23 protein-coding genes, 2 tRNA genes, 1 pseudogene and 1 riboswitch are annotated in these 20,752 nt (G+C 68.8%); of the genes and pseudogenes, 11 read left to right on the top strand and 15 right to left on the bottom strand.

Features of this window, described 5'->3' with window-relative positions:
- Window positions 1-167: 167 nt before the first annotated feature.
- Window positions 168-453: pseudogene (locus ACIBX3_RS25450) on the top strand (transcriptional repressor); the annotation flags it as partial.
- Window positions 454-495: 42 nt separating this feature from the next.
- Complete coding sequence (gene katG, locus ACIBX3_RS25445; RefSeq protein WP_397121036.1) at window positions 496-2,772, top strand: catalase/peroxidase HPI; 2,277 nt, start codon at window positions 496-498, stop codon at window positions 2,770-2,772.
- Between the two features lie 243 nt (window positions 2,773-3,015).
- Here the strand turns inward: katG and ACIBX3_RS25440 are convergent, their stop codons facing one another.
- The 3 genes from ACIBX3_RS25440 to ACIBX3_RS25430 form a co-directional block, all read right to left on the bottom strand.
- Window positions 3,016-3,975 carry a coiled-coil domain-containing protein gene (locus tag ACIBX3_RS25440; RefSeq protein ID WP_397121002.1) on the bottom strand — a complete coding sequence of 320 codons (960 nt, stop codon included), beginning with the start codon at window positions 3,973-3,975 and terminating at the stop codon, window positions 3,016-3,018.
- A gap of 6 nt (window positions 3,976-3,981) precedes the next feature.
- A riboswitch (cyclic di-AMP (ydaO/yuaA leader) is annotated at window positions 3,982-4,120 on the bottom strand.
- Between the two features lie 68 nt (window positions 4,121-4,188).
- Entirely contained in the window at window positions 4,189-5,268 is a 1,080-nt protein-coding gene (galT, locus tag ACIBX3_RS25435; RefSeq protein WP_397121000.1) for a galactose-1-phosphate uridylyltransferase, read from the bottom strand.
- Window positions 5,265-6,044: a DeoR/GlpR family DNA-binding transcription regulator gene (locus ACIBX3_RS25430; RefSeq protein WP_397120998.1), complete on the bottom strand. Its 780-nt coding sequence runs from the start codon at window positions 6,042-6,044 to the stop codon at window positions 5,265-5,267. The genes galT and ACIBX3_RS25430 overlap by 4 nt, the downstream gene beginning before the upstream one ends.
- Before the next feature lie 144 nt (window positions 6,045-6,188).
- Here ACIBX3_RS25430 and ACIBX3_RS25425 point away from each other — a divergent pair, with 144 nt between their 5' ends.
- Window positions 6,189-6,266, top strand: coding sequence for a 50S ribosomal protein bL37 (locus tag ACIBX3_RS25425; protein ID WP_371252575.1), 78 nt, complete (start codon window positions 6,189-6,191; stop codon window positions 6,264-6,266).
- 163 nt (window positions 6,267-6,429) lie between these two features.
- On the opposite strand, the gene ACIBX3_RS25420 is transcribed toward ACIBX3_RS25425, so the two are convergent.
- The 4 genes from ACIBX3_RS25420 to ACIBX3_RS25405 form a co-directional block, all read right to left on the bottom strand.
- Complete coding sequence (locus ACIBX3_RS25420) at window positions 6,430-6,675, bottom strand: hypothetical protein (RefSeq protein WP_397120996.1); 246 nt, start codon at window positions 6,673-6,675, stop codon at window positions 6,430-6,432.
- A 76-nt stretch (window positions 6,676-6,751) separates the two neighbouring features.
- Window positions 6,752-7,396 (bottom strand): uridine kinase, encoded by a 645-nt coding sequence (locus ACIBX3_RS25415; protein ID WP_397120994.1) that lies wholly within the window; start codon window positions 7,394-7,396, stop codon window positions 6,752-6,754.
- A 25-nt stretch (window positions 7,397-7,421) separates the two neighbouring features.
- A complete protein-coding gene (locus ACIBX3_RS25410; RefSeq protein WP_397120992.1) occupies window positions 7,422-8,012 on the bottom strand; it encodes a chloramphenicol phosphotransferase CPT family protein in 591 nt (196 codons plus the stop codon).
- Window positions 8,013-8,384: 372 nt separating this feature from the next.
- Window positions 8,385-8,455 (bottom strand) — tRNA-Gly (locus ACIBX3_RS25405).
- 89 nt (window positions 8,456-8,544) lie between these two features.
- Here ACIBX3_RS25405 and ACIBX3_RS25400 point away from each other — a divergent pair.
- Window positions 8,545-8,621: transfer RNA gene (locus tag ACIBX3_RS25400), tRNA-Pro, on the top strand.
- Between the two features lie 61 nt (window positions 8,622-8,682).
- On the opposite strand, the gene ACIBX3_RS25395 is transcribed toward ACIBX3_RS25400, so the two are convergent.
- Window positions 8,683-8,967 (bottom strand): hypothetical protein, encoded by a 285-nt coding sequence (locus ACIBX3_RS25395; RefSeq protein WP_397120990.1) that lies wholly within the window; start codon window positions 8,965-8,967, stop codon window positions 8,683-8,685.
- Window positions 8,968-9,613: 646 nt separating this feature from the next.
- Between ACIBX3_RS25395 and ACIBX3_RS25390 the strand changes: the two genes are divergently transcribed.
- Window positions 9,614-10,198, top strand: a complete 585-nt coding sequence (locus ACIBX3_RS25390) for a dihydrofolate reductase family protein (RefSeq protein WP_397120988.1) — start codon at window positions 9,614-9,616, stop codon at window positions 10,196-10,198.
- A gap of 233 nt (window positions 10,199-10,431) precedes the next feature.
- Here ACIBX3_RS25390 and ACIBX3_RS25385 read toward each other — a convergent pair whose 3' ends face one another.
- On the bottom strand, window positions 10,432-10,926 hold the full coding sequence (locus ACIBX3_RS25385; RefSeq protein ID WP_397120986.1) for a hypothetical protein: 495 nt from the start codon (window positions 10,924-10,926) through the stop codon (window positions 10,432-10,434).
- Window positions 10,927-11,160: 234 nt separating this feature from the next.
- On the opposite strand from ACIBX3_RS25385, the gene ACIBX3_RS25380 reads away from it, so the two are divergent.
- Window positions 11,161-11,544: a hypothetical protein gene (locus tag ACIBX3_RS25380; protein WP_397120984.1), complete on the top strand. Its 384-nt coding sequence runs from the start codon at window positions 11,161-11,163 to the stop codon at window positions 11,542-11,544.
- Window positions 11,545-11,556: 12 nt separating this feature from the next.
- Here the strand turns inward: ACIBX3_RS25380 and ACIBX3_RS25375 are convergent, their stop codons facing one another.
- Together ACIBX3_RS25375 and ACIBX3_RS25370 are read right to left on the bottom strand one after the other, a co-directional pair.
- Entirely contained in the window at window positions 11,557-11,907 is a 351-nt protein-coding gene (locus ACIBX3_RS25375) for an MmcQ/YjbR family DNA-binding protein (protein ID WP_397120982.1), read from the bottom strand.
- An 8-nt stretch (window positions 11,908-11,915) separates the two neighbouring features.
- Entirely contained in the window at window positions 11,916-13,220 is a 1,305-nt protein-coding gene (locus ACIBX3_RS25370; RefSeq protein WP_397120980.1) for a M50 family metallopeptidase, read from the bottom strand.
- A gap of 146 nt (window positions 13,221-13,366) precedes the next feature.
- Here ACIBX3_RS25370 and ACIBX3_RS25365 point away from each other — a divergent pair, with 146 nt between their 5' ends.
- A complete protein-coding gene (locus ACIBX3_RS25365; protein WP_397120978.1) occupies window positions 13,367-13,963 on the top strand; it encodes a LuxR C-terminal-related transcriptional regulator in 597 nt (198 codons plus the stop codon).
- Between the two features lie 125 nt (window positions 13,964-14,088).
- On the opposite strand, the gene ACIBX3_RS25360 is transcribed toward ACIBX3_RS25365, so the two are convergent.
- On the bottom strand, window positions 14,089-15,204 hold the full coding sequence (locus ACIBX3_RS25360; protein WP_397120976.1) for a PP2C family protein-serine/threonine phosphatase: 1,116 nt from the start codon (window positions 15,202-15,204) through the stop codon (window positions 14,089-14,091).
- Between the two features lie 118 nt (window positions 15,205-15,322).
- On the opposite strand from ACIBX3_RS25360, the gene ACIBX3_RS25355 reads away from it, so the two are divergent.
- On the top strand, window positions 15,323-16,549 hold the full coding sequence (locus ACIBX3_RS25355) for a GNAT family N-acetyltransferase (RefSeq protein WP_397120974.1): 1,227 nt from the start codon (window positions 15,323-15,325) through the stop codon (window positions 16,547-16,549).
- Between the two features lie 24 nt (window positions 16,550-16,573).
- Window positions 16,574-16,720: a hypothetical protein gene (locus tag ACIBX3_RS25350; RefSeq protein ID WP_397120972.1), complete on the top strand. Its 147-nt coding sequence runs from the start codon at window positions 16,574-16,576 to the stop codon at window positions 16,718-16,720.
- Here the strand turns inward: ACIBX3_RS25350 and ACIBX3_RS25345 are convergent, their stop codons facing one another.
- Window positions 16,721-17,188 carry a ribose-5-phosphate isomerase gene (locus ACIBX3_RS25345; RefSeq protein WP_397120970.1) on the bottom strand — a complete coding sequence of 156 codons (468 nt, stop codon included), beginning with the start codon at window positions 17,186-17,188 and terminating at the stop codon, window positions 16,721-16,723.
- A gap of 91 nt (window positions 17,189-17,279) precedes the next feature.
- Between ACIBX3_RS25345 and def the strand changes: the two genes are divergently transcribed.
- A complete protein-coding gene (gene def, locus ACIBX3_RS25340; protein ID WP_397120968.1) occupies window positions 17,280-17,765 on the top strand; it encodes a peptide deformylase in 486 nt (161 codons plus the stop codon).
- 9 nt (window positions 17,766-17,774) lie between these two features.
- A complete protein-coding gene (locus tag ACIBX3_RS25335; protein ID WP_397120966.1) occupies window positions 17,775-18,503 on the top strand; it encodes an SDR family NAD(P)-dependent oxidoreductase in 729 nt (242 codons plus the stop codon).
- A gap of 36 nt (window positions 18,504-18,539) precedes the next feature.
- Here ACIBX3_RS25335 and ACIBX3_RS25330 read toward each other — a convergent pair whose 3' ends face one another.
- Window positions 18,540-19,943, bottom strand: a complete 1,404-nt coding sequence (locus ACIBX3_RS25330) for an aldehyde dehydrogenase family protein (protein ID WP_397120964.1) — start codon at window positions 19,941-19,943, stop codon at window positions 18,540-18,542.
- Window positions 19,944-20,071: 128 nt separating this feature from the next.
- Window positions 20,072-20,692 (bottom strand): disulfide bond formation protein DsbA, encoded by a 621-nt coding sequence (locus ACIBX3_RS25325; protein ID WP_397120962.1) that lies wholly within the window; start codon window positions 20,690-20,692, stop codon window positions 20,072-20,074.
- Window positions 20,693-20,752 lie beyond the last annotated feature (60 nt).

The raw sequence follows: 20,752 nt of genomic DNA, 5'->3' as shown, positions 1-20,752 counted from the left end.
CAGCGCGCCTCACCTCATTCACCCGCGGATCGTCACATCTGACGCCCGGCCTACAGCCACAAGCGCGAGCACGTGTTCGCTCGCACGACTTCTGGCCGAGGCTGCGAGCCAGACGGCAGGTCATGGCCGCGTATCTGCTCGTCGAAGGGGGCGGCTATGTTGGCCATATGGCGTCTGACTTCGAGGCGCAGTTGCGAACGGTTTCGTTGCGCGTGACCCGGCCGCGGTTGGCAGTGCTCGCCGCGCTGCGCGATCACGCGCACGTCGACACCGAAACGGTGGTCGCCCTGGTACGGGCCGAACTCCCCGGGGTCTCCCACCAGGCGGTGTACGACGTGCTGCGTACGGCGGCCACGCCCCCTGTCTCATCGCCTCGGATGACCAGGGCTTCGTGGCCGACGAGGCGGAGGTCGTCTAGAGGTCGTCTATTGGGGCACCTACCCCGACTGTGCGACTAGACCATTGCCCAATGATCCGGCAGTTCGGAGGAAGCAGATGAGCGACACCCAGAACAACGCCCCCTCCAGCGCGCAGGGCGTTGACCAGAAGGCGGCGGCCGGCTGCCCGGTCGCGCATGACTCCGTGACCGCGCATGGCAGCGAGAGCGAGAACCCGGCAATCGACTCGCCGACTCCGAAGACCGGCGGTCGTCCGCGCACGAACCGGGACTGGTGGCCCAACCAGCTCGACCTCTCGGTGTTGCGCGCGCACTCGTCCAAGGGCAACCCATTGGCAGAGGGCTTCAGCTACGCCAAGGAGCTCGAGAAGCTCGACGTCGAGGCCCTCAAGCAGGACATCGTCGAGGTGCTCACCACCTCGCAGGACTGGTGGCCGGCCGACTTCGGCCACTACGGCGGTCTCATGATCCGGATGAGCTGGCACGCCGCGGGCACCTACCGCATCCACGACGGTCGCGGCGGGGCCGGCGATGGCGCTCAGCGTTTCGCCCCGCTCAACAGCTGGCCCGACAACGCCAACCTCGACAAGGCCCGCCGGCTGCTGTGGCCGGTCAAGCAGAAGTACGGCCAGAAGATCTCGTGGGCCGACCTGCTCGTGCTCGCCGGGAACGTCGCCCTGGAGTCGATGGGCTTCAAGACCTTCGGCTTCGGCTTCGGCCGCGAGGACGTCTGGGAGCCGGAGGAGATCTTCTGGGGTCCGGAGGACGCCTGGCTCGGTGACGAGCGCTACGTCACCGACACCGAGATGGTGCCGAACTTCGGCGCGACCGAGATGGGGCTCATCTACGTCAACCCGGAGGGTCCCCGCGGCAACGCGGACCCGGCTGCGGCGGCGCATTTCATCCGCGAGACCTTCCGGCGGATGGCGATGAACGACGAGGAGACTGTCGCTCTCATCGCCGGCGGCCACACGTTCGGCAAGACCCACGGCGCCGGCATCGCGGACGACCACGTGGGGCCGGAGCCCGAAGGCGCGCCGCTGGAGGCGCAGGGCCTGGGCTGGCTGAGCAGCTACGGCACCGGCAAGGGCGGTGACACGATCACCAGCGGTCTCGAGGTGACGTGGAGCGACCGGCCGACGCAGTGGAGCAACCGTTTCTTCGAGATCCTCTTCGGCTACGAGTGGGAGCTCACCACGAGCCCCGGCGGAGCGAAGCAGTGGGTGGCGAAGGACGCCGAGGCGATCATCCCGGACGCCCACGACCCGTCGAAGAAGCACAAGCCGACGATGCTCACGACCGACCTGGCGCTGCGCGTCGACCCGACGTACCAGAAGATCTCCCTCCGCTTCCTGGAGAACCCCGACGAGCTCGCGTTGGCCTTCGCCAAGGCCTGGTACAAGCTGCTGCACCGCGACATGGGTCCGGTCAGCCGCTTCCTCGGGCCGTGGGTCGCCGAGCCCCAGCTGTGGCAGGACCCGGTGCCCGCCGTCGACCACGAACTCGTGGGTGACGCCGACGTCACTGCCCTCAAGGCGAAGGTCCTGGAGTCCGGCCTCACGACCGCTCAACTGGTCTCCACCGCCTGGGCCTCCGCCGCGAGCTTCCGGTCCACCGACAAGCGCGGCGGCGCCAACGGCGCCCGGCTCCGTCTCGAGCCGCAGCGCAGCTGGGAGGTCAACCAACCCGGGCAACTCACGACGGTCCTGGACACCCTTGAGAGCATCCGGCGCACGTTCAACGAGGCCGGCGGCGCGAAGATCTCGCTCGCCGACCTGATCGTGCTGGCCGGCTCGGCCGCCGTCGAGAAGGCAGCACGCGAGGCCGGCGTGGCGCTGACAGTGCCGTTCCGCCCGGGCCGCACCGACGCCACTCAGGAGCAGACCGACGTCGAGTCCTTCCTGGTCCTCGAGCCGAGGGCCGACGGGTTCCGCAACTACCTGCGTTCCGGCGAGAAGATCCAACCGGAGGTGCTGCTCGTCGATCGTGCCTACATGCTCAACCTCACCCCGCCCGAAATGACCGTCCTCATCGGCGGCCTGCGTTCCCTGGGAGCCAACTTCGGCGGTACCCAGCACGGCGTCCTCACCGACCGGCCCGGCGTGCTCACCAACGACTTCTTCACCAACCTGCTCTCCCCGGGCACCCGGTGGAGGGCATCGGAGTCCGAGGAGCACGTGTACGAGATCCGCGACGTGGCCACCGATGAGGTGAAGTGGACCGCCACCGCGGTCGACCTCGTCTTCGGCTCCAACTCCCAGCTGCGAGCCCTCGCGGAGGTCTACGCCGGCCAGGACGCCCGCGACAAGTTCGTGACCGACTTCGTCGCAGCCTGGACCAAGGTCATGGAACTCGACCGGTTCGACCTCGCCTGACCCGTCTCCACCCCGCGAGCCCGGTCGAGCAACCGTGATCGACCGGGCTCGTCCGCGCTTGGATCCTGCCATCAGCGGTCGCAGGGACAGTTCGGCCGCGATCTGGTTCAGGTGGTGCCGGACCGTCGGCCGCGCCCGACACACAGGACGACCTCGGCGGACGTCACCCCACAGGCCCGGCGACCAGCTCAAACGCCTTCTTCACGTGCGCGAACAGCTCACCAGCCGCTATTCGTCCCGTCTTCAGTGCATCGAGATGTGGACGTGGTCGAAGTGGTTCTCGGTGATGCTGCCGCGATTCGACATCCCGCGCCAGCCCGAGCCATGGTTGATGCGCTGCTTCCAGATCACGTACTTGACGCCGAGCTTGTCCATGTTCTTGATGGTCCATTCCGCGATCCTGTCCCCCAAGGCGAGGTTCACGCCGGTGGGCATCGAGCCCCCGGTGCTCATCATGAAGTCGCAGGCCCGGCCGAGCGGGTGCTCGCCGCCGGCGCCGGAGCGGAAGCAGCCCACCGCGAACGGCAGCGCGAAGTTCTTCCGCACCTGCTCGCGCATCAGCCGCGTACGGGGGGTGATGTTGTCGGGGCCGGAGGGCAGTTCGGGGGCCCAGCTGCCGTTGGAGGTGCGGCCCGTGCCGAACGGCACCAGGTCCTCGAGCTTCTCCTTGATGTCGTCGATGACGTCCTCGGCCTCTTCACGCTGCTCTGCCACCTCGGCCGCGTCCTCGCGGATCTCGGCGGCGAGCGCGACGGCCTCGTCGGCGGCCTTCTTCTTGTCGTCGCGGGCCTTCGCGACGCCCTGCACGAGCGCCTGCTGCTCGGCGGTGACCTGCTCGAGAATGGCCGCGCTTCCGCCGTTCTCGACCAGCAGGTAGCCGGGCACCGCGGCGGGGTCGCCGTTCTGGTAGCGCAGCCGGGCTATCTCCGCGACCCGCTGCTCGGTTTCGGCCAGCGTCCGCTCGGCGGTGGCCAGCCGCTCCTTGGCCGTCTTGGCCGCCTGCTGGGCCTCGGCCAGCTCGACGCGCTTGAGGTTGTACGTCTCGATGAGCTTGTCGACCTTGGTGTTGAGCTTCTTGAGCTGGGTGCGCAGCTCGGATTCCGACGGTTTCGGTGCGGCCGACGCCGCGGTCGCCGGAAAGAAGGCAAGGGCGGTGGCCGTGACGAGGCCGATGGCAAGTTTCGCGGGGGACGAAGCCGCCACGTATGTTGTTCCTCTCCCTCTGCCGGCCGGGTTAGCTGACGGGTTCGGGCATGGGAGCAGTCCCTACCACCGAAATGGATTCACCCCACGTGCGATGGGTCCCCGGCTCCCGGGCGACACGCCCGGGATTAGGCGTGCAACGGCTGTTACGGCCGCTGCATATGGGGATATTAGTGGTAGATCACGAGTAATGCGACCTTAACGTGCAATCCATTAGTGATCTACTCGTGATCGGAGCATGAGTGCGGCCTCCTCCGGCAGCACGTCGTTGACGAAGGCCCCCATCGCCGACTCCGACCCGGCCAGGTACTTCAGCTTCTCCGGCGCCCGCCGGATGCTGAACAACTCCAGGTGCAGGTAAGCCAGCTCGCGGTCCTGCCGCACGGGCGCCTGGTGCCAGGCCGCGATGTACGGCATCACGACCCCGAACAGCCCGTCGAAGGCCCGCAGCAGCGAGGTGTACAGCGGCGCGAACGCGGCCCGCTCCGCCTCCGTCAGGGCCGCCAGGTCGGGCACCTGCCGGTGCGGATAGACGTGCACCTCGAACGGCCAGCGCGCGGCGGCCGGCACGAAGGCCGTCCACAGCTCGTTCTGCGCCACCACCCGCGTGCCGGCGGCGCGCTCGGCGGCCAGCACGTCGGCGAACAGGTTCCCCGGGCCCTTGTGGCGGGAGGCGGCCCCGAGCTGGAGCTTCGTCCGCGGGGTCACGTAGGGGTAGGCGTAGATCTGCCCGTGCGGGTGCGCGAGCGTGATTCCGATCTCCGAGCCGCGGTTCTCGAAGCAGAACACCTGCTCCACGCCCTCGATCCCGGACAACTCGGCCGTTCGGTCGGCCCACGCCTCCATCACCAGCTCGACCTGGGCGTCGGAGAGCCGGGAGAACGAGGAGGAGTGCTCGGAGGTGAAGCAAACCACCTCGCACCGTCCCACGCCCGGACGAACCTCACTCAGCCCACCCACGGCCTCATAAGTCCCAAAATTTCCGGAAAAAGAGGGGAAGCGGTTCTCGAACACCACCACGTCGTAGTCGTGCGCCGGGATCTCCGTCGACCGCGATTCCGACGACGGGCACAGCGGGCACTCGGCCGCCGTGCCGGTCGGCTGGTGCGTCCGCGTCTGCCGATGCCCCGCCATCGCGACCCACTCCTCGGTCAGCGGGTCGTACCGCAGCTCGGAGGCCATCGGCCGGGGGTCGAGCAGTCGCCGGTCGATCGCGCTCCTGTCGGCGTCGTCCCGCCGGTCGAAGTAGATCAGCTCTCGGCCGTCGGCCAGGTGGGTGATGGTGCGCTTCACAACGAGCCCTCCGCGATGATCAGTTCTCCGGCCCTTTCGGCCAGCTCCGTACGTGCGTCCTCCGGCAGCCCCGCGTCGCTGATGACCACGTCGGCCTCGCTCAGCTCGGCGATGGTGCTGATGCCGATGGTGTTCCACTTGGTGTGGTCGGCCGGGACGACCAGGCGGTTGGCGGCCGCCACCAGCTCCCTGTCGGTCTCGGACTCGAGCAGGTTGGGCGTGGTGAAGCCGGCGCGGACGCTCATCCCGTGCACGCCGAGGAAGAGCGTGTCCACGTGCAGGCGACGGATCGCGGCGACGGCCACCGGGCCGACCAAGGCGTCCGACGGCGTGCGTACGCCGCCGGTCAGGACGACCGTGCGGTCAGCGCGCGGATTGCGGTGGAAGACGTCGGCGACGGGGATGGAGTTCGTGATCACGGTGAGCTCGGGCACGCCGATCAGCTGGTGCGCGAGTGCCCAGGTGGTGGTGCCCGCGGACAATGCCACGGCGGTCCCGGGGCGCACGAGTTGCGCCGCCCGCCGCGCGATGGTCTCTTTCTCCTGCTGCTGGCGGGCGGACTTGGCGGCGAAGCCCGGCTCCTCGGTCGATCCCGGGCCGACTGCGGTCGCGCCGCCGTGCACCTTCTCCAGCAGGCCGCGCTCGGCCAGCACCTCGAGGTCGCGGCGGATGGTCATGTCGGAGACGCCGAGCTCGCGCACGAGGTCGGCCACCCGGACGCCGCCGTTGCTGCGTACGCGTTCGAGGATCGTCTGCTGACGCTGCTGCGCGAGCACTCCCGCTCCTTCCAACAGATTCCACCAAATTATGACACGAATATGTTGGGGGAATGTTAGTTCAGAGGTACGACTTGCCTGGTCGGCAGGGGAGAGAGACTGTGAGGGATCATGCCGTAGCACCCGATGACCGGAGGCGAGCTTATGGCCAGACGCGCACGCAAGGGCAAGGCACGCAAGAAGAAGAAGGCGAACCACGGCAAACGCCCCACGGCACGCTGAAAGGAGGCCGCCCGCTTCGGGCGGCCTCTTTCACCCCGGCAGCTCGGCGAGGGCTTGCTCTCCCTTGCAGCGCCTCGGCGATGGTCTCGGCCGACGCGTGCGTGGGCTCGGGGGCGGGCACGATGCCCTCCGTCCTGGCGAAGCGGACGCCGGCCTCGAAGCACTATTTCTGGGAGCGGCTGACGGCTTCGAACAGGCCCAGGTCGTACATGTGCGACAGGAGCGGCGACATGCCGTGGTAGCGCAGCTGGACGAACCGCTCGCCGCTGACCTCCTGGGCGATCAACTCCATGGGGAAGAGCGGGGCCAGGTCGTCCGGCCCTATGGGCTGCCGGGTGCCGGAGTACAGCGGTGGTGGAGGCGGCGCGGGCAGGTCAGGAACGACGTTGTACCAGTTGCCGGGGATCATCGCCCCAGTCTGCCGCCCGTCGACGGCCCGTTCCAGAGCGTCTCAACGTGACAATCCATGGCGGCCAGAGTCAAGATCAACTCTCTGGCCGATCGCCGATGTCCAGCACGGCGAGCCGGCCCGGATGATCGGCCCTCACCACCACGTCCGCCGTCTCCTGGGGGCGGACCTCCCGCTCGTACCGCGCGTACGCGGGCAGCCGCCACCGCTCGCCCTCGGGCGTACCACGATCGAGGGCCCCCGCCGACAGCCAAAGGTGCACGCTGACCTCGACCGCCAGCCCCCGCCCCAGCAGCAGCGTCCCGTCGACGAGCACCACCCCGCCCCGGGGCAGTTCCTCGTACGGCACCCGGTACGCCCGATCGACCCGGCTGTCCCACAACGCCGGCAGCACCCGCCCGGACCCGCCCGCGTCCAGCGGTTCGAGCACCTCCCTGCGCAGGGCCTTCACGTCGAGCCAGTCCTCGTAGAAGACGTCGGGGTCGGTCCTGCCGTGCTCCAGGCGCAGCGAAGCGGGCCGCAGGAAGTCATCCGCCGACACCCGCAGCACGGGCCTGCCGCGCAGCCGCAGCGGCGCGACGAGCGCGTCGGCGAGCGCCCCGGGCCGCGCGGCGGGCGCCCCGTCCACGGCCACCCGCGTCCATGCGTCCCGCGGTCTGCCGGCGATCAGCTCGGCCAGTTCCTCGACGAGTCCGTCACGGGAGATCGGTCGCGCTCGCATCCCCTCGAGCCTACGGGGTGCGCTCCTACGACCCGCCCGGGACGCCCGCCGTCAGTACCCGCCACGCCCCTCGCGATCGCCACGCGGACAGCACGGACTCGACGACCGCCGCCGAAACCCCGGCGCTGGTGTCCACCTCATGGTCATACGGCCCGAACGTGTGGATCCCGTCGACCTCCACGTGACAGCGCCCCTCGCCGATCCGCCGATCCCCGCGCTCCCGCTCCCTCCGATCGATCTCCGCGAGATCGCAGTGCACGCCGACGAGGAACACGTCGAAGCCGCCGAGCAGGCGAGCGAGGGAGGCCCGCCAGGCCGGGAACTCGATGATGTGCTCCACGATCAGATCGTTGCCCGCGGTGGCCAGCGCGGGCAGGCACCGATGAAACCCGTCGAAGAACCGCGGTCGCATCTCCCGCCACCACGCGAAGGGCCCTTGCTCCTCGCTCCGCTCGGGCAGCATTCCGCTCGTCACGAAATGGTCCGAGGACACGTGCAGGAACGGCTCGTCGAGCGTCTGCTGCAACGCCTTGGCCAGGGTGGACTTCCCCGAGCTCGACGCCCCGTTCAGGATGATGACACGCCCGGGGCCGCGGTCCGGCGGAATGGGTTCCATGCCCCCACTCTGATCGGCACGTCGGCACCGTGTCGATCTTTTTGAAAGGCCTGTGGCGGGTCCCTGCGCCGTCAGAGATCCTGGACGAAGCGCGACATGGCCGCAGTCGCGTCCTTGAGCACCTGGCCCGAGCCGACCGGGTCGCCGGTCCAGCCATGATGCGCCGGCACCGCCCGTGCGGAGTGGAGGAGCGGACGGGCCGGCAGACAGCCCGCTCCCGGGAGGAGGACGGCCACCCGATGGGGATCGCCTTCGCGCCGGGTGGGGATTCCGAAGACCTTCTCAGGAACGGATTGCAGACCGCGAACAAGCCGTGAAGATCACGAAAGGCCAGGTCCCCTAACCGGGATGACCTGGCCTTTCGCCGTACAGAGCGGACGACGGGAATCGAACCCGCGTAGCTAGTTTGGAAGACTAGGGCTCTACCATTGAGCTACGTCCGCGCGAACCGGTCGAACTCTGGTCTAGACTTCATCCGGTCGTCAGGGCGTAAGCGTACCGGAGTCCCGGAGCGTATGCGCACTCGGCGAGACGGGGCGTGGCGCAGCTTGGCAGCGCGCTTGCTTTGGGAGCAAGAAGTCGCAGGTTCAAATCCTGTCGCCCCGACCAGCTCAGGCCCCTTCCGGTATGGAAGGGGCCTTCTGCTTGTCTAACGGCTTGGCTATGGTCCCTAAGCCGGTCCGAAGAGGCGATCCATCGCCACGGCCCCGGACTGGACTACGGGACGGATCTGCTTCCGGTAAACGGCTTCGGTCGTCACCGTGCTGCTGTGGCCGACCAGGCGGAAGATCTCTTCGAGCGGCAGCCCGTAGCCGGAGAGCAGGGACACGAAGCCATGCCGCAACTGTCGGGGCGTCCAGTCCTCCGGATCCATTCCGTCCGCGTCCTTGATGACGCTGCGGAACGCACGGCGGACGTTGACCCCGTCCGGACACTCACGGACGTTGACGGACATCCAGGGACGCTCTACGGCCGGTCGTCAGCGACTCCACCGAATCAAACCTGTGTTCGATTTGATCGGGAAGCATGCTTGCCGGGGCTGGGGCCGTTACGCCGAACAGGCTGGGACATGGAGCGTTGGTCAATGCCCAGCGCTCTATGGCCCCCGCTCCGACGACATGACAGCAAGATCAACAGTCGCCGTGCGCTTCAACCCACGCGCGGCCGCGCGAGGCGGCCAAACCCTTGGGCCCGATCAGGCGCGACTCCGAGACAGAACTCACAGGATCAAACACCCACTAAATGTCCGCATAATTACCGGCCACTGCCCTCGACTGTTCCTCGCTCAATGGACGAATATCTCTCAGTGGGTCAGAGCCAGTGAACTTGTCAGCCCCGACGTGGTCCGTGCCGGCTCAGCCGGGGACCCCGCCGCGATGAATTCCGGCGAGGAATAGTGAAGACCTGTGGATCGGTGTGCCACGCTCTTCCTCGCGCCCGCCGTGTTGCTGACCACACTGATCTTCCACCGTCTTGGCCGTGGCCAGGTCCTGGGGCCGCATCCGGGGCGACCGGCCTCCAGGAGTCCAACGGCGATGAGTTTCGCCGTGGTTTCCCGTCTGTATCGACACACCCGATCGACCGTACTCGAGGAGAGCATCATGACCGCTACCTACACCTTCGACGTCTTTTGCAGCCTCGACGGTTACGGCTCCTACAACAGCAGCGGCGACTGGGGCGGCTACTGGGGCAAGCAAGGTCCCGAGTTTCTCGACCGCCGCCTCGCCTTGTACAGCGAGGAGCAGCGGATGGTCCTCGGGGCCAACACCTTTCGGCAATTCGTGCAGGTGCTGGGCCCGAGCACCGAGGAGTCCAAGGTGAGTGACCCAGTGAACACCCGGATGAGGAACCTGCCGACAACGGTGGTGTCGACGACACTCGAAGGACCCCTCAACTGGCCGGACGCGACCCTCGCGAGCGGTGACGCCGTCGACGTCGTCGCCCGGCTCAAGGAGGAGTCCGAGGTGCCGTTGCGCTCGCACGGCAGCCTGTCGATGAACCGGGCGCTGATGGCCGCCGGCCTGGTCGACCGCGTCCAGGTGACGCTCTTCCCTGTGATCACCGGTCAGACCGGAGTGGACCCGATCTTCCAGGGTGCGGCCGACTTCGACCTCGAGTTGATCGAGAGCCGGACACTCGACGGCCACACCCAAGAGCTCATCTACCGGCCCACCCTGCATGCCTGAGTCCGTCCGTCCATGCACCCAACCCCGACAAGCAGCCGAACCTGATGCGGAAGTTCCGGCCACCTCGAACCCTCTCCGCTGAGGAACCCCTCTTTCTGTCAGCGCTTAGCCGGGGGCTTGAGCAGGCGCAAGAAGGCCGCTCTCCGAGATCGGGGAACGGCCTTCTGCGTGACCATGGCTGCTCTGGTCCAGCCGGGCCGGCCTGTGCGATCCCGGCCCTCAGGATCGGCTCATCAGTTGACGCAGTCCTGCGTGTCGAGCGCCAGGGCCAACTGCCTGACCTTGCCTTTCGAGGTGATGAATGCGTAGTAGGCGTTGGGGTTGCGCGGGACGGAGACGTACGGGAACCCGCTCGCGGAGGTCTTCAGGCGCGGGTAGGCCCTCTTGACCTGCTTCATCGTGGAGCCGAGACCGACGCCCTCAGGCGTCTTGATCCCCTTCTGCGCGAAGATGACGGCCACGCCGCGCTTCTTGGAGATGTACAGGCCCACGCGGTCCCTTCCGGTGGGGTGCTGCTTCAGATCCCAGCCGGAGCACGGGCCGGTTCCTCCGACCCCCTTGCGCACGATCTTCCCGGTGCCCCTGGCCTTTTTCAGGCTCGTCCCAAGCTTGATCACGCCGTAGCCGTACGGCCCCAGCGTGGGCTTGGCGGTCGTCTGGGCGAGCGCGGGTGTGCCGGTGGCGACCAACGCCCCGCCCGCCAGGATCGCGACGAGCACTTTTCTCATGACGACTTTCCCTTCCCTCGCGAGCTGCCCCCGAGACCGGAGCCCCCGTGCCCACGGTCCCGTGGTGGATTCGCCCGCAGTCCCATGGCGGATGTAAGAGCGCGCTTTGAAGTCGAACCCCGCACTATCGCCCCGACCGCCTTCACCACGCAGAGGCCTGCTTCACGATGGGGGCGGGTGTCCGCGCCTCCGGATCAGTTGACCCGCCGGCACGAGCTGCGGTTCTCTGAGTCCGTGACCGATCTCGGAAATACCACCCGGCCGGCGTCGGCCGGCCGGATCTGGCGGTGGTTACCGCGCGTCGTCCTGCCCGCTGTGGCCGTGGTGATCACGCTTCAGATGGCCGAGAAGCGGGGTGTGGCGATGGGTGTCTTCGCCGCTCTCCTCTACGGTGGATTCGCATCCCTGAGCTGGTTTGCGCCGGAGCGCGTGATGCGCTGGTCCTCCCGGCACCCGGTGCTGGACGGCCTGCTCTTCGCTCCGATCCTGTTCGGCGTGCTCGCCTACTTGACCCCACTCCCCCTCTGGGCATGTCTCGGGATCAGCGCGGCCGGCACGGCCGCTCTGTTCGGTGTCCGCGGCTGGCTGCAGGGTCGCAGGAAGCGGCCCGGCCGGTGACGAGACCGCGCGTCAGGGCATGCGGGCGATGAGCGACTTCGGCGCGATCTGGCGGTAGGCGTCGGCGACGATCTCGGCCACCTCCGGCCAGTCCACCTCCACGTCCAGATAGACCCCCAGCCAGCCTCTGTGCCCCACGTACGGCGGGCGGAAGAAGCGCTCGGGGTCCTCGGACACCAGCTCCTCCTGCGCCCCTGGAGGTGCGGCGCACCAGAACGCCAGCCGGTCGTCGTGGTGATGGTCGGCGAACATCACGAACGTCTTCTTGTCCCTGACGAACCACGTCGGCTCGCCGTGGCTGAGGCGTTCCGTCGTCTCCGGCAGGGCCAGGCACAGGGCGCGCAGCCGGTCCAGGGCGTCCATGGACGCGGTCAGCCCGTCAGTGTGAGGGGGTTGACGAGGTCGGCGTAGACCAGGAGGCCGGCCATGATCATCATGACGATCGCGATCACGTACGTCAGCGGCAGCACCTTCGCGATGTCCACGTACTTCGGCTCCGGCCGGCGCATGATCTTCGCGTACGCCCGCTTGATGCCCTCCCACAAGCCGCCGGCGATGTGGCCGCCGTCCAGCGGGAGCAACGGGATGAGGTTGAACATGCCGATCGCCAGGTTGAAACCGGCCAGCAGGTTGACGAAGATGGCGATCTTCTTCTCGCTGGACAGGTCGGAGGCGAGGATCTCGCCGCCCATGCGGCCCGCGCCCACCACGCCGACCGGGCCCTCCGGATCGCGCGCCTCGCCGGAGAAGGCCGCGTGCCAGACGCCGACCATCTTCTCCGGCAGGTTGAGCAGGGAGCCGGCCACGCGGGCCGTCAGCTCGCCCATGTAGCCGACCACCTGGCCCAGGCTCTGCTGCTCCATGACCTCGGTCGGGAGCACGCCGAGGAAGCCGACGTTCTTGTCGATCTTCGTGGGGTCCTCGAGGTTGGGGCGGTCCTGGGCGATGAGCGTGACGTCGAGCGTCATCGGCTTGCCGTCGCGGACGATGCCGAGCTGGATCGGGCCGGCGCCGTGCGAGCGGATCAGGCGGGTGGCGTCCTGCCAGTTGCCGATCTTCTGGCCGTCGAAGGAGACCATGCGGTCGCCGGGCTTCAGGCCCGCCTGCGCCGCGGGCGTGGGCTTGTCACCCGCTTTGCAGGTCTGGCGCTGCTCCGCGATCGGGATCACGCACGTGTTGGTCTCGGGCGACACGATCGGGGCCCAGGTCGGCAGGCCGATGCCGACCAGCAGGATGCTGAAGAACACGAAGGCGAGCACGAAGTTCATCAGCGGGCCGCCCGACATGATGATCATCTTCTGCCACCACTTCTTCCGGTAGAAGACGCGGTCCTCGTCGCCCGGCCGCACCTCCTCCTGCGCGGCGTCGCGGGCCGACTCGATGAGTCCCTGGAACGGCCCCGTCGCGGTGCTCCGCACCTTGGTCGGGTCGTCGCCGGGACGCGGCGGAAGCATGCCGATCATGCGGATGTAGCCGCCGAACGGGATCCACTTGATGCCGTACTCGGTCTCGCCCTTGCGCCGCGACCACGCGGTGGAGCCGAACCCGACCATGTACTGCGTCACCTTGACCCCGAAGATCTTGGCGGGCACCAGGTGGCCGAGCTCGTGCAGGGCGATGGAAATCATCAACCCGAGCAGGAAGATGAGAATCCCCACCAGATAGAGCCAGTTCATCTACGCGCGCTCCAGGGCAAGACGGACGGTCCCGACCTCCCCAGGGTAGTCGAACTCCCCCACCCCCACGGGCTTGCCGGACCTTTGACGGGCATTGACAGCACGTAATCAGACGAACACTCTGGGAGACGACGGAGGGGGACGTCTTGATCAAAATACTGATCGCGGAGCACCTGCCCTTGGTGCGCCGCGGCCTGCTGGCCACCCTCGGCGCCGAGCCCGACCTGCGGGTGGTCGCCGAGGTGGGGCGGGCGGAGGAGGTGGCGCGAGCGGCCAGGTCCAGCGGACCTGACGTGGCGGTCGTGGATCTCGACCTGCCGGGACCGCCCGTGGTCGCCGAGCTGGCCGAGCGGGTGGCGCCGTGCCGGACGCTGATCCTGTCCGCCCGGCCCGACCCCGGACAGGTGCGCAAGGCGCTGGCGGGGCCGGCGCTGGGCTTCATGAGCCTGTGCGTGGCGCCGGAGCGGCTGGCCGAGGGGGTGCGCCAGGTGGCGGCGGGGCGGCGGGCCATCGAGGCGGAGCTGGCCATGGTCGCGCTCCGGTGCGCGAGCAACCCGCTGACCAGCCGGGAGCTCGACGTGCTGCGGATCGCGGCAGGCGGGGCACGGTCGGCGGAGATCGCCGATCAGCTCTTCCTGTCGGTCGGCACCGTGCGCAACCATCTGTCGCGGATCATGTGCAAGACCGGGGCGCGGAACCGGCTCGACGCGGTACGCATCGCCAGCGACTCCGGCTGGCTCTGAACGCTGCGAGACGGGGCTCCGGTGGAGCCGCGCCGCACCGCCGGAGCCCCGGACACCATGAGGATGTCAGCCGTGCGACGCCCTTTCCAGTGAGCGACGTCACGACCACAGCGTGTGAAACGTCACTAGGGGCGCCAGATGAGCACCAGGGCGCAGTCGTCGTTGTGGCCCGAGGCCATGGCGTTGACCAGTGCCTTGGCGCCGTCGCGGAACCCGGAGGGCAGCAGCCGCTCCGCCTCCCCGAGCAGCCGGTCCAGCCCGGCGTCGATGTCGCGTCCCGGCTGCTCGATCAGCCCGTCGGTGAAGAGCAGCAGCGCGTCACCTTTGCGCAGGGTGCCGCTGTCCGGCTCGCAGTGCAGATCGGGCACCACGCCGAGCACCACGCCCTTGGCCGAGGCGACCTGCCAGCTGCCGGTGCCCGCGTCGAACTTCACCACCGGCGGATGCCCGGCCGAGGTGATCGTGTAGTCGCCGGTGGCCAGGTCGAGGCGTACGTGCACGGCGGTCACGAACCCCTCGTCGCCCCGCTGCCGGTGCAGGTAGGCGTTGCAGGCGGGCAGGAAGTCGTCGACGGCGCCGAGCAGCCCGCCGAACGTGCCCGACAGCAGCAGCGCCCTGGTGCCCGCGTCGACGCCCTTGCCGGACACGTCGACCAGGGCGATGTCGACGACGTCCCCGTCGCGCATGGAGACCAGGAAGTCGCCGCCGAAGGAGGACCCGCCGGCCTGCTTGAGCACCACCTTGCCGCCCCAGTCCTTGGGCAGCGGGGGCAGCTCGCCCTGGCTCTTGAGCCGGTCGCGCAGCTCCAGCAGCATGGCATCGCCGCGCAGGCCCTGCACGCCCAGTTTGCCCCGGGTCCGGGACATGAGCACGGCGAGCACGACGGTGAAGCCGATCGTCACGGTGAGACCCAGCCCGATCCGGGCCACGCCGAGCGTGATCGCGATGTAGCCGAGCGCGGCGCCCACCGCCACCAGCAGCTTGACGAGGCTGCTCAGGCGCAGCTGGAGGCCGCCGACGAGGGTGACCAGGATGAGCAGCGAGGGCGAGAACCACTCGGTCGAGACCTTCGCGGCCAGCCCGCCGATGACCAGGGCGAGCGCGGACAGCGTGATGAGCAGGTTGCGGTCGCGAGCCAGCGGACCTCTGCGGACGAAACGGACAATGGACACAAGGAATGGCACCCGCACCAGGACCGCGCGGACCCGTGGCGGGATCAGCGGCGCCGGACGGGAACTCATGATGCGCCTGACTGTATCGGTCTGACCCGTGTTTGGGCAGCCCACTTGACCAACGCCTTGATCATTAAGCACGGATAATGAGTGGCCCTCCCCCTTTGCTCCCTCCTACCGTGGACTGATGACGTATCCGATCCGCCCGATTGACGCGTCCGAGTGGCCGATGTTCTCCGGGGTCCTCGAAGAGGCGTTCGGCTGGACGACCCATCCGACCCAGTCGGAGCGGTTCAAGGCCGAGACAGAGTTCGATCGCACGCTCGCCGTCTTCGACGGGGACCTCATGGTGGGGGTCACCTCCGTCTACAGCCTCAGGATGACGGCCCCCGGCGGGCCGCTGCCCGTCGGCGGGGTGACCGCCGTGGGCGTGCTGCCCTCGCACCGCCGCCGCGGCGTGCTGTCGCAGATGATGCGCAGGCAGCTCGCCGACATCCGCGACCGCGGCGAGCCCGTCGCCGCGCTGTACGCGTCCGAGTCGGTGATCTACGGCAGGTTCGGCTACGGCAGGGCTTCGAGCTCGCTGTCGTTCAGGATCGACAAGCACGGCTCGGCGTTCGTGAAGAGCGCGCCGGTCGACCCGTCGCTCAGGATCAGGGTGGCGAGCCCCGCCGACGTGCGAGCCGGCATCGAGCGGCTGTTCGCGTCGGTGGTGACCGCGCGCCCGGGCCGCTACGAGCGCAACAAGGCGTTCTGGGACAGCACTCTGGCGGACGAGGAGTTCGACAGGAACGGGATGAGCACGCTGCGATGCCTGCTGGCCGAGGACGACGAGGGCGTACGCGGGTACGCGTTGTTCCGGACGAAGAGCTCCTGGGACGAGAACGACGTGCCCAACGGCGAGCTGCGGCTGATCGAGCTGGAGTCGTCCGACCCGGCGGCCGGCGCTCTGCTGTGGCACAGCGTGCTCAACCGCGACCTGGTCACCGTGGTGCGGGCCTACCGGCCGCCGGACGAGCCGCTGATGGCGTTGCTGGCCGACCAGCGGCAGCTGCGCGCGAGCTGGCTGGACGAGCTGTGGGTACGCCTGGTCGAGGTGGACCGGGCGCTGGCCGCCCGCGCCTACTCGGCGCCGGTGAACGTGGTGATCGAGGTCGAGGACGACGTGTGCCCGTGGAACGCGGGCCGATGGCGGCTGACCGCCGACACGACGGGCGCCGAGTGCAAGCCGACCGAGGACGAGCCGGACATGACGCTGCCGGTGAGCTCGCTCGGATCGGCGTACATGGGTGACGGGCAGCTCATCCAGCAGCTCGGGGCGGGGCTGCTGCGTGAGCGCGTGCCGGGCGCGGTGCGCGCGCTGGACACCGCCATGTCCTGGAGCCCGAAACCGTGGGCGGGCAGGGTTTTCTGACCTCGTAGGAGATAGGGTCACCGCATGGCGTTGCAAAGCCTTCAGATCACCGCGACCATAGCCATGCGTGCCCGCGACGTGTCGAAACCGTCGAAGGAGCAGCAAGAGGCCGCCGACAGGCGGCCTCTGCGCGACGAGATGCCCAGGCGCGACTCCAAGCGCAAGGGATGACTACGGCAGCGAGGGCAGCTGGCCGATCGTCTCGTAGGTGGCCATCTGGGCGATCCGCCTGCTGTGGCGCTCGCTGCCGGTGAACGACGTGGTCAGGAAGACCTCCACGAACCTGGTGGCGTCCTCGATGGAGTGCATGCGCGCACCGACGCTGATCACGTTGGCGTTGTTGTGCTCGCGGGCCAGGCCGGCGGTCTCCTCGCTCCAGGCCAGGGCCGCGCGGATGCCGCGCACCTTGTTGGCGGCGATCTGCTCGCCGTTGCCGGATCCGCCGATCACGACGCCGAGGCTGGCGGGATCGCCGGAGACGCCCTCGGCGGCGCGCAGCACGAACGCCGGATAGTCGTCCTCGGCGTCGTAGACGAAGGGACCGCAGTCGGTCACTTCGTGCCCGTGGTCCTTCAGCCAGGACACGAGGTGGTTCTTGAGCTCATAGCCGGCATGGTCGGCACCGATGTAGACACGCACCCGCCCAGTCTTCCACAGCTCCGGCGATGGGGCCTCGCTGGCTAGAGTAAGGACCTCTCCCGTTGTCCAGTCCTTACGAAAGCAGGAATCCATGCGAGAGATCCGCGTCGTCGGCGATCCGGTGCTGCGCACGCCCGCCGAGCCGGTCACGGACTTCGACCGCGAGTTGCGCCGCCTGATCGAAGAGATGTTCCAGGCGATGTACGCGGTCAACGGCGTGGGCCTGGCCGGCCCCCAGATCGGCGTGTTGCGGCGGCTGTTCGTGTACGACATCAACAAGCGCAAGGGCCACGTGATCAACCCGACGCTGAAGGTCGACGACCCCGAGGAGATCCTCGACGAGGAGGGCTGCCTGTCGGTGCCCGACCGCGAGACGCGCCGGCCGATCTACGCCACGGTGGCGCGGGCGGCGGGGGTGACCGTCGAGGGGGTGGACCGGCTGCGGCGGCCGGTGCGGATCCAGGCCCGCGGGTCGCTGGCGCGCTGTCTCCAGCATGAGACCGAGCACCTCGACGGCAAGCTGTACGTCGACCGCCTGCCGAAGAACGAAGCACGCAAGATCATGCTCAGGGCATAGGTTGGCCGCATGAGCGTACTTTCCGGAAAGGGTGCATTAGTCACAGGAGGCTCCAGAGGCATCGGCCGGGCCATCGTGGAGCGGCTGCGGCAGGACGGCGCGGAGGTCGTCTTCTGCTACGAGCGTTCGGAAGAGGCGGCCCGGCAGGTCGCCAAGGAGACGGGCGCGCTGGCGGTTCAGGCCGATCTGGGGAGCAGGCAGGACCTGGAGCGGCTGTTCGCCGAGGCGGAGTCGCGGCTGCCGGCACTGGACGTCCTCGTCAACAACGCCGCGGCGAATGCGCCGAAGCCCCTCGTGGACATCACGGAGGAGGACTACGAGCGGGCGTTCGCGGTGAACGCCCGAGCCGTGTTCCTGGCCACGCAGTGGGCGGGCCGGGTGATGCGCGACGGCGGGCGCATCATCACCATCTCCTCGGTCAACACTCAGGTGCCCGCGCCGGGACTGTCGCTCTACTGCGGCAGCAAGGGCGCCGTCGAGCAGTTCGCCAAGGTGGCGGCGCGCGAGCTGGGCGGGCGCGGGATCACCGTGAACGTCGTCTCGTCCGGCGCCACCGACACCGACCTGCTGCGGGACACCAACCCGCCGGAGGCGCTGGAGCGCACGCCGGCCTTCACGGCGTTGCAGCGGCTGGGGCGGCCGGACGACATCGCCGCCGTGGTCGCGTTCCTGGCCGGTCCCGACGGGCGGTGGGTGACCGGGCACAACCTCCTCGCCAGCGGCGGCCTGCTCGTCTGAGGAGCGGCGGCCCCGGCACGCCGGGGCCGCCGCCCGTCACAGCTGCAGGGACTTGACCTCGAGGAACTCCTCCAGGCCGTATTCGCCCAGCTCGCGCCCCACGCCCGACTGCTTGTAGCCGCCGAAGGGCGCCAGCGGGTTGAACTTGCCCCCGTTGATGGCGACCTGGCCGGTTCGCAGACGGCGGGCGACCGCGACCGCACGCTCCTCGGTGGCCGCCCAGACGGCCCCCGCCAGGCCGTACCTGGTGTTGTTGGCGATCTCGACGGCCTTGTCCTCGGTCGTGTACGGGATCAGCGACAGGACCGGGCCGAAGATCTCCTCCTGCTCGATCGTCATCCCGGACTCCACGCCCGCGAACACCGTGGGCTCGACGAAGTAGCCGCGCTCGTGCGGGCGGTCGGTGCCGCCGGCCACCAGCCGCGCGCCCTCCTCCTGGCCCCGGTTGATGAAGCGGATCACGCGGTCGCGCTGCACTTGGGACACCAGCGGGCCGATCCTGGTGGACTCGTCGAACGGGTCGCCGACGGTGTATTTCGCGGCCGCCTCGACGGCCAGGCGGACGGCGTCGTCGTACTGGTCGCGGTGGACGATCATGCGGGTCCAGGCCGAGCAGGTCTGCCCGGCGTTGACGAAGCAGTTGGCCACGCCGACCTTGACGGCCGCCTCCAGGTCGGCGTCGGGGAGGATGACGTTGGCGGACTTGCCGCCGAGCTCGAGCGCGACCCGCTTGACCGACTCGGCGCCGAGCGAGGCCACCCGCCGCCCGGCGGCCGTGGAGCCGGTGAAAGAGATCATGTCCACTTCGGGGTGGGCGGCCATGGCCTCGCCCACGACCGGGCCGCGGCCGCTGACCAGGTTGAACACGCCCGGGGGCAGGCCGACCTCGTGGAAGATCTCCGCCAGCGCGTACGCCGCGAGCGGCGCGACCTCGCTCGGCTTGAGCACGACCGTGCATCCGGCGGCCAGCGCGGGACCGACCTTGCAGATGATCTGGTGCAGCGGGTAGTTCCACGGCGTGATCGCCGCGACCACCCCGACCGGCTCCTTGACGACCAGCGAGTTGCCGACGCGAGACTCGCGCGGGTGGCTCTCGGCGAGCTGGCCGTAGGAGGCCAGGACGCCGGCGGGCATCAGCGTCTGCACCTTGAGCGCGAAGCCCAGGGGCGAGCCCATGTCGGTCGCGATCGTCGTGGCGATCGCGTCGGCGCGCCGCCGCAGCAGCTCGGCCGCGTCGGCGAGGAGCTTGCCCCGCTCCGCCGGCGCGGTTTCCGACCAGGCGGGGAACGCTTTTCGCGCGGCGCTCGCGGCCGACTCCACATCGTCGGGGGATCCGGCCGGCACGCGGTCGATGATCTCTTCCGTGGCCGGGTTCACTACCTCGATGGGCTCGTCGGACGCCGACGCGGTCCAGGAGCCGCCGATATACAGCTGACGCATTGCACCATCCTGACAGTGCCTGGGGCGGCGATGCGACGGCTCATCCTGAGCGGGGGATAAACCTTACCCACCGCCACCTGCCTTATCCCCGTCAGAGTACGACGATTACACCGGCGTGGCGGGATTTGTCAGTCGAACTGCGGCCGTCTGGTACGAGTGCGCTTCAGTTCGAAGAAGTCATCGAATTCCGTCACCGCGAGCACGCCGTCCCACATCCGCCCCGCGTCCTCGCCCCGGAGAATTTTGGTGATCACGGGCCCGAAGAAGGCGTTGGCGCCGACGCGGATGATCGGCGTGCCGACCTCCTGGCCGACGAGCGTGATGCCCTCGTCGTGCGAGGCGCGGATGGCCTCGTCCCACTCGTCGGATTCCATCGCGTCGGCGAGATTCCCGTCGAGGCCCACGGCCTCGAGCGCGGCCTCGTTGACCTCGCGCAGCCGTTCGGGCTGCTTGCTCAGGCCCTGGTTGTGCAGGCGGGTGCCGAGCTCGGTGTAGAGCCGCCCGACGTACTCCTCGCCGTGCTTGGCCGCGGCCGCGGCCACCACCCTGACGGAGCCCAGGTTCTTGAGCGCCCGCTGCTTGTAGTCGTCCGGGACGTCTTTGTCCTCGTTGAGGAAGTGAAGGGACATGAACCGGAAGCGGGGCTCGATCGGCCGGACCTTCTCGACCTCGAGCAACCACCGTGACGTGACCCAGGCGAAGGGGCAGGAGGGGTCGAACCAGAGGTCCGCGGGAATCTTTTCAGCCATGTGTGGCCATAACCTGAGGTGGTTCGGGTCCTATTCCCGCCGTGACAGGATACCGACAAA

The organism is Nonomuraea sp. NPDC049480 (assembly GCF_044465905.1).
Taxonomy (GTDB): Bacteria; Actinomycetota; Actinomycetes; order Streptosporangiales; family Streptosporangiaceae; genus Nonomuraea.
The sequence above is the reverse complement of the archived record's forward strand: the minus strand, read 5'-3'. Positions and strand labels throughout refer to the sequence as shown.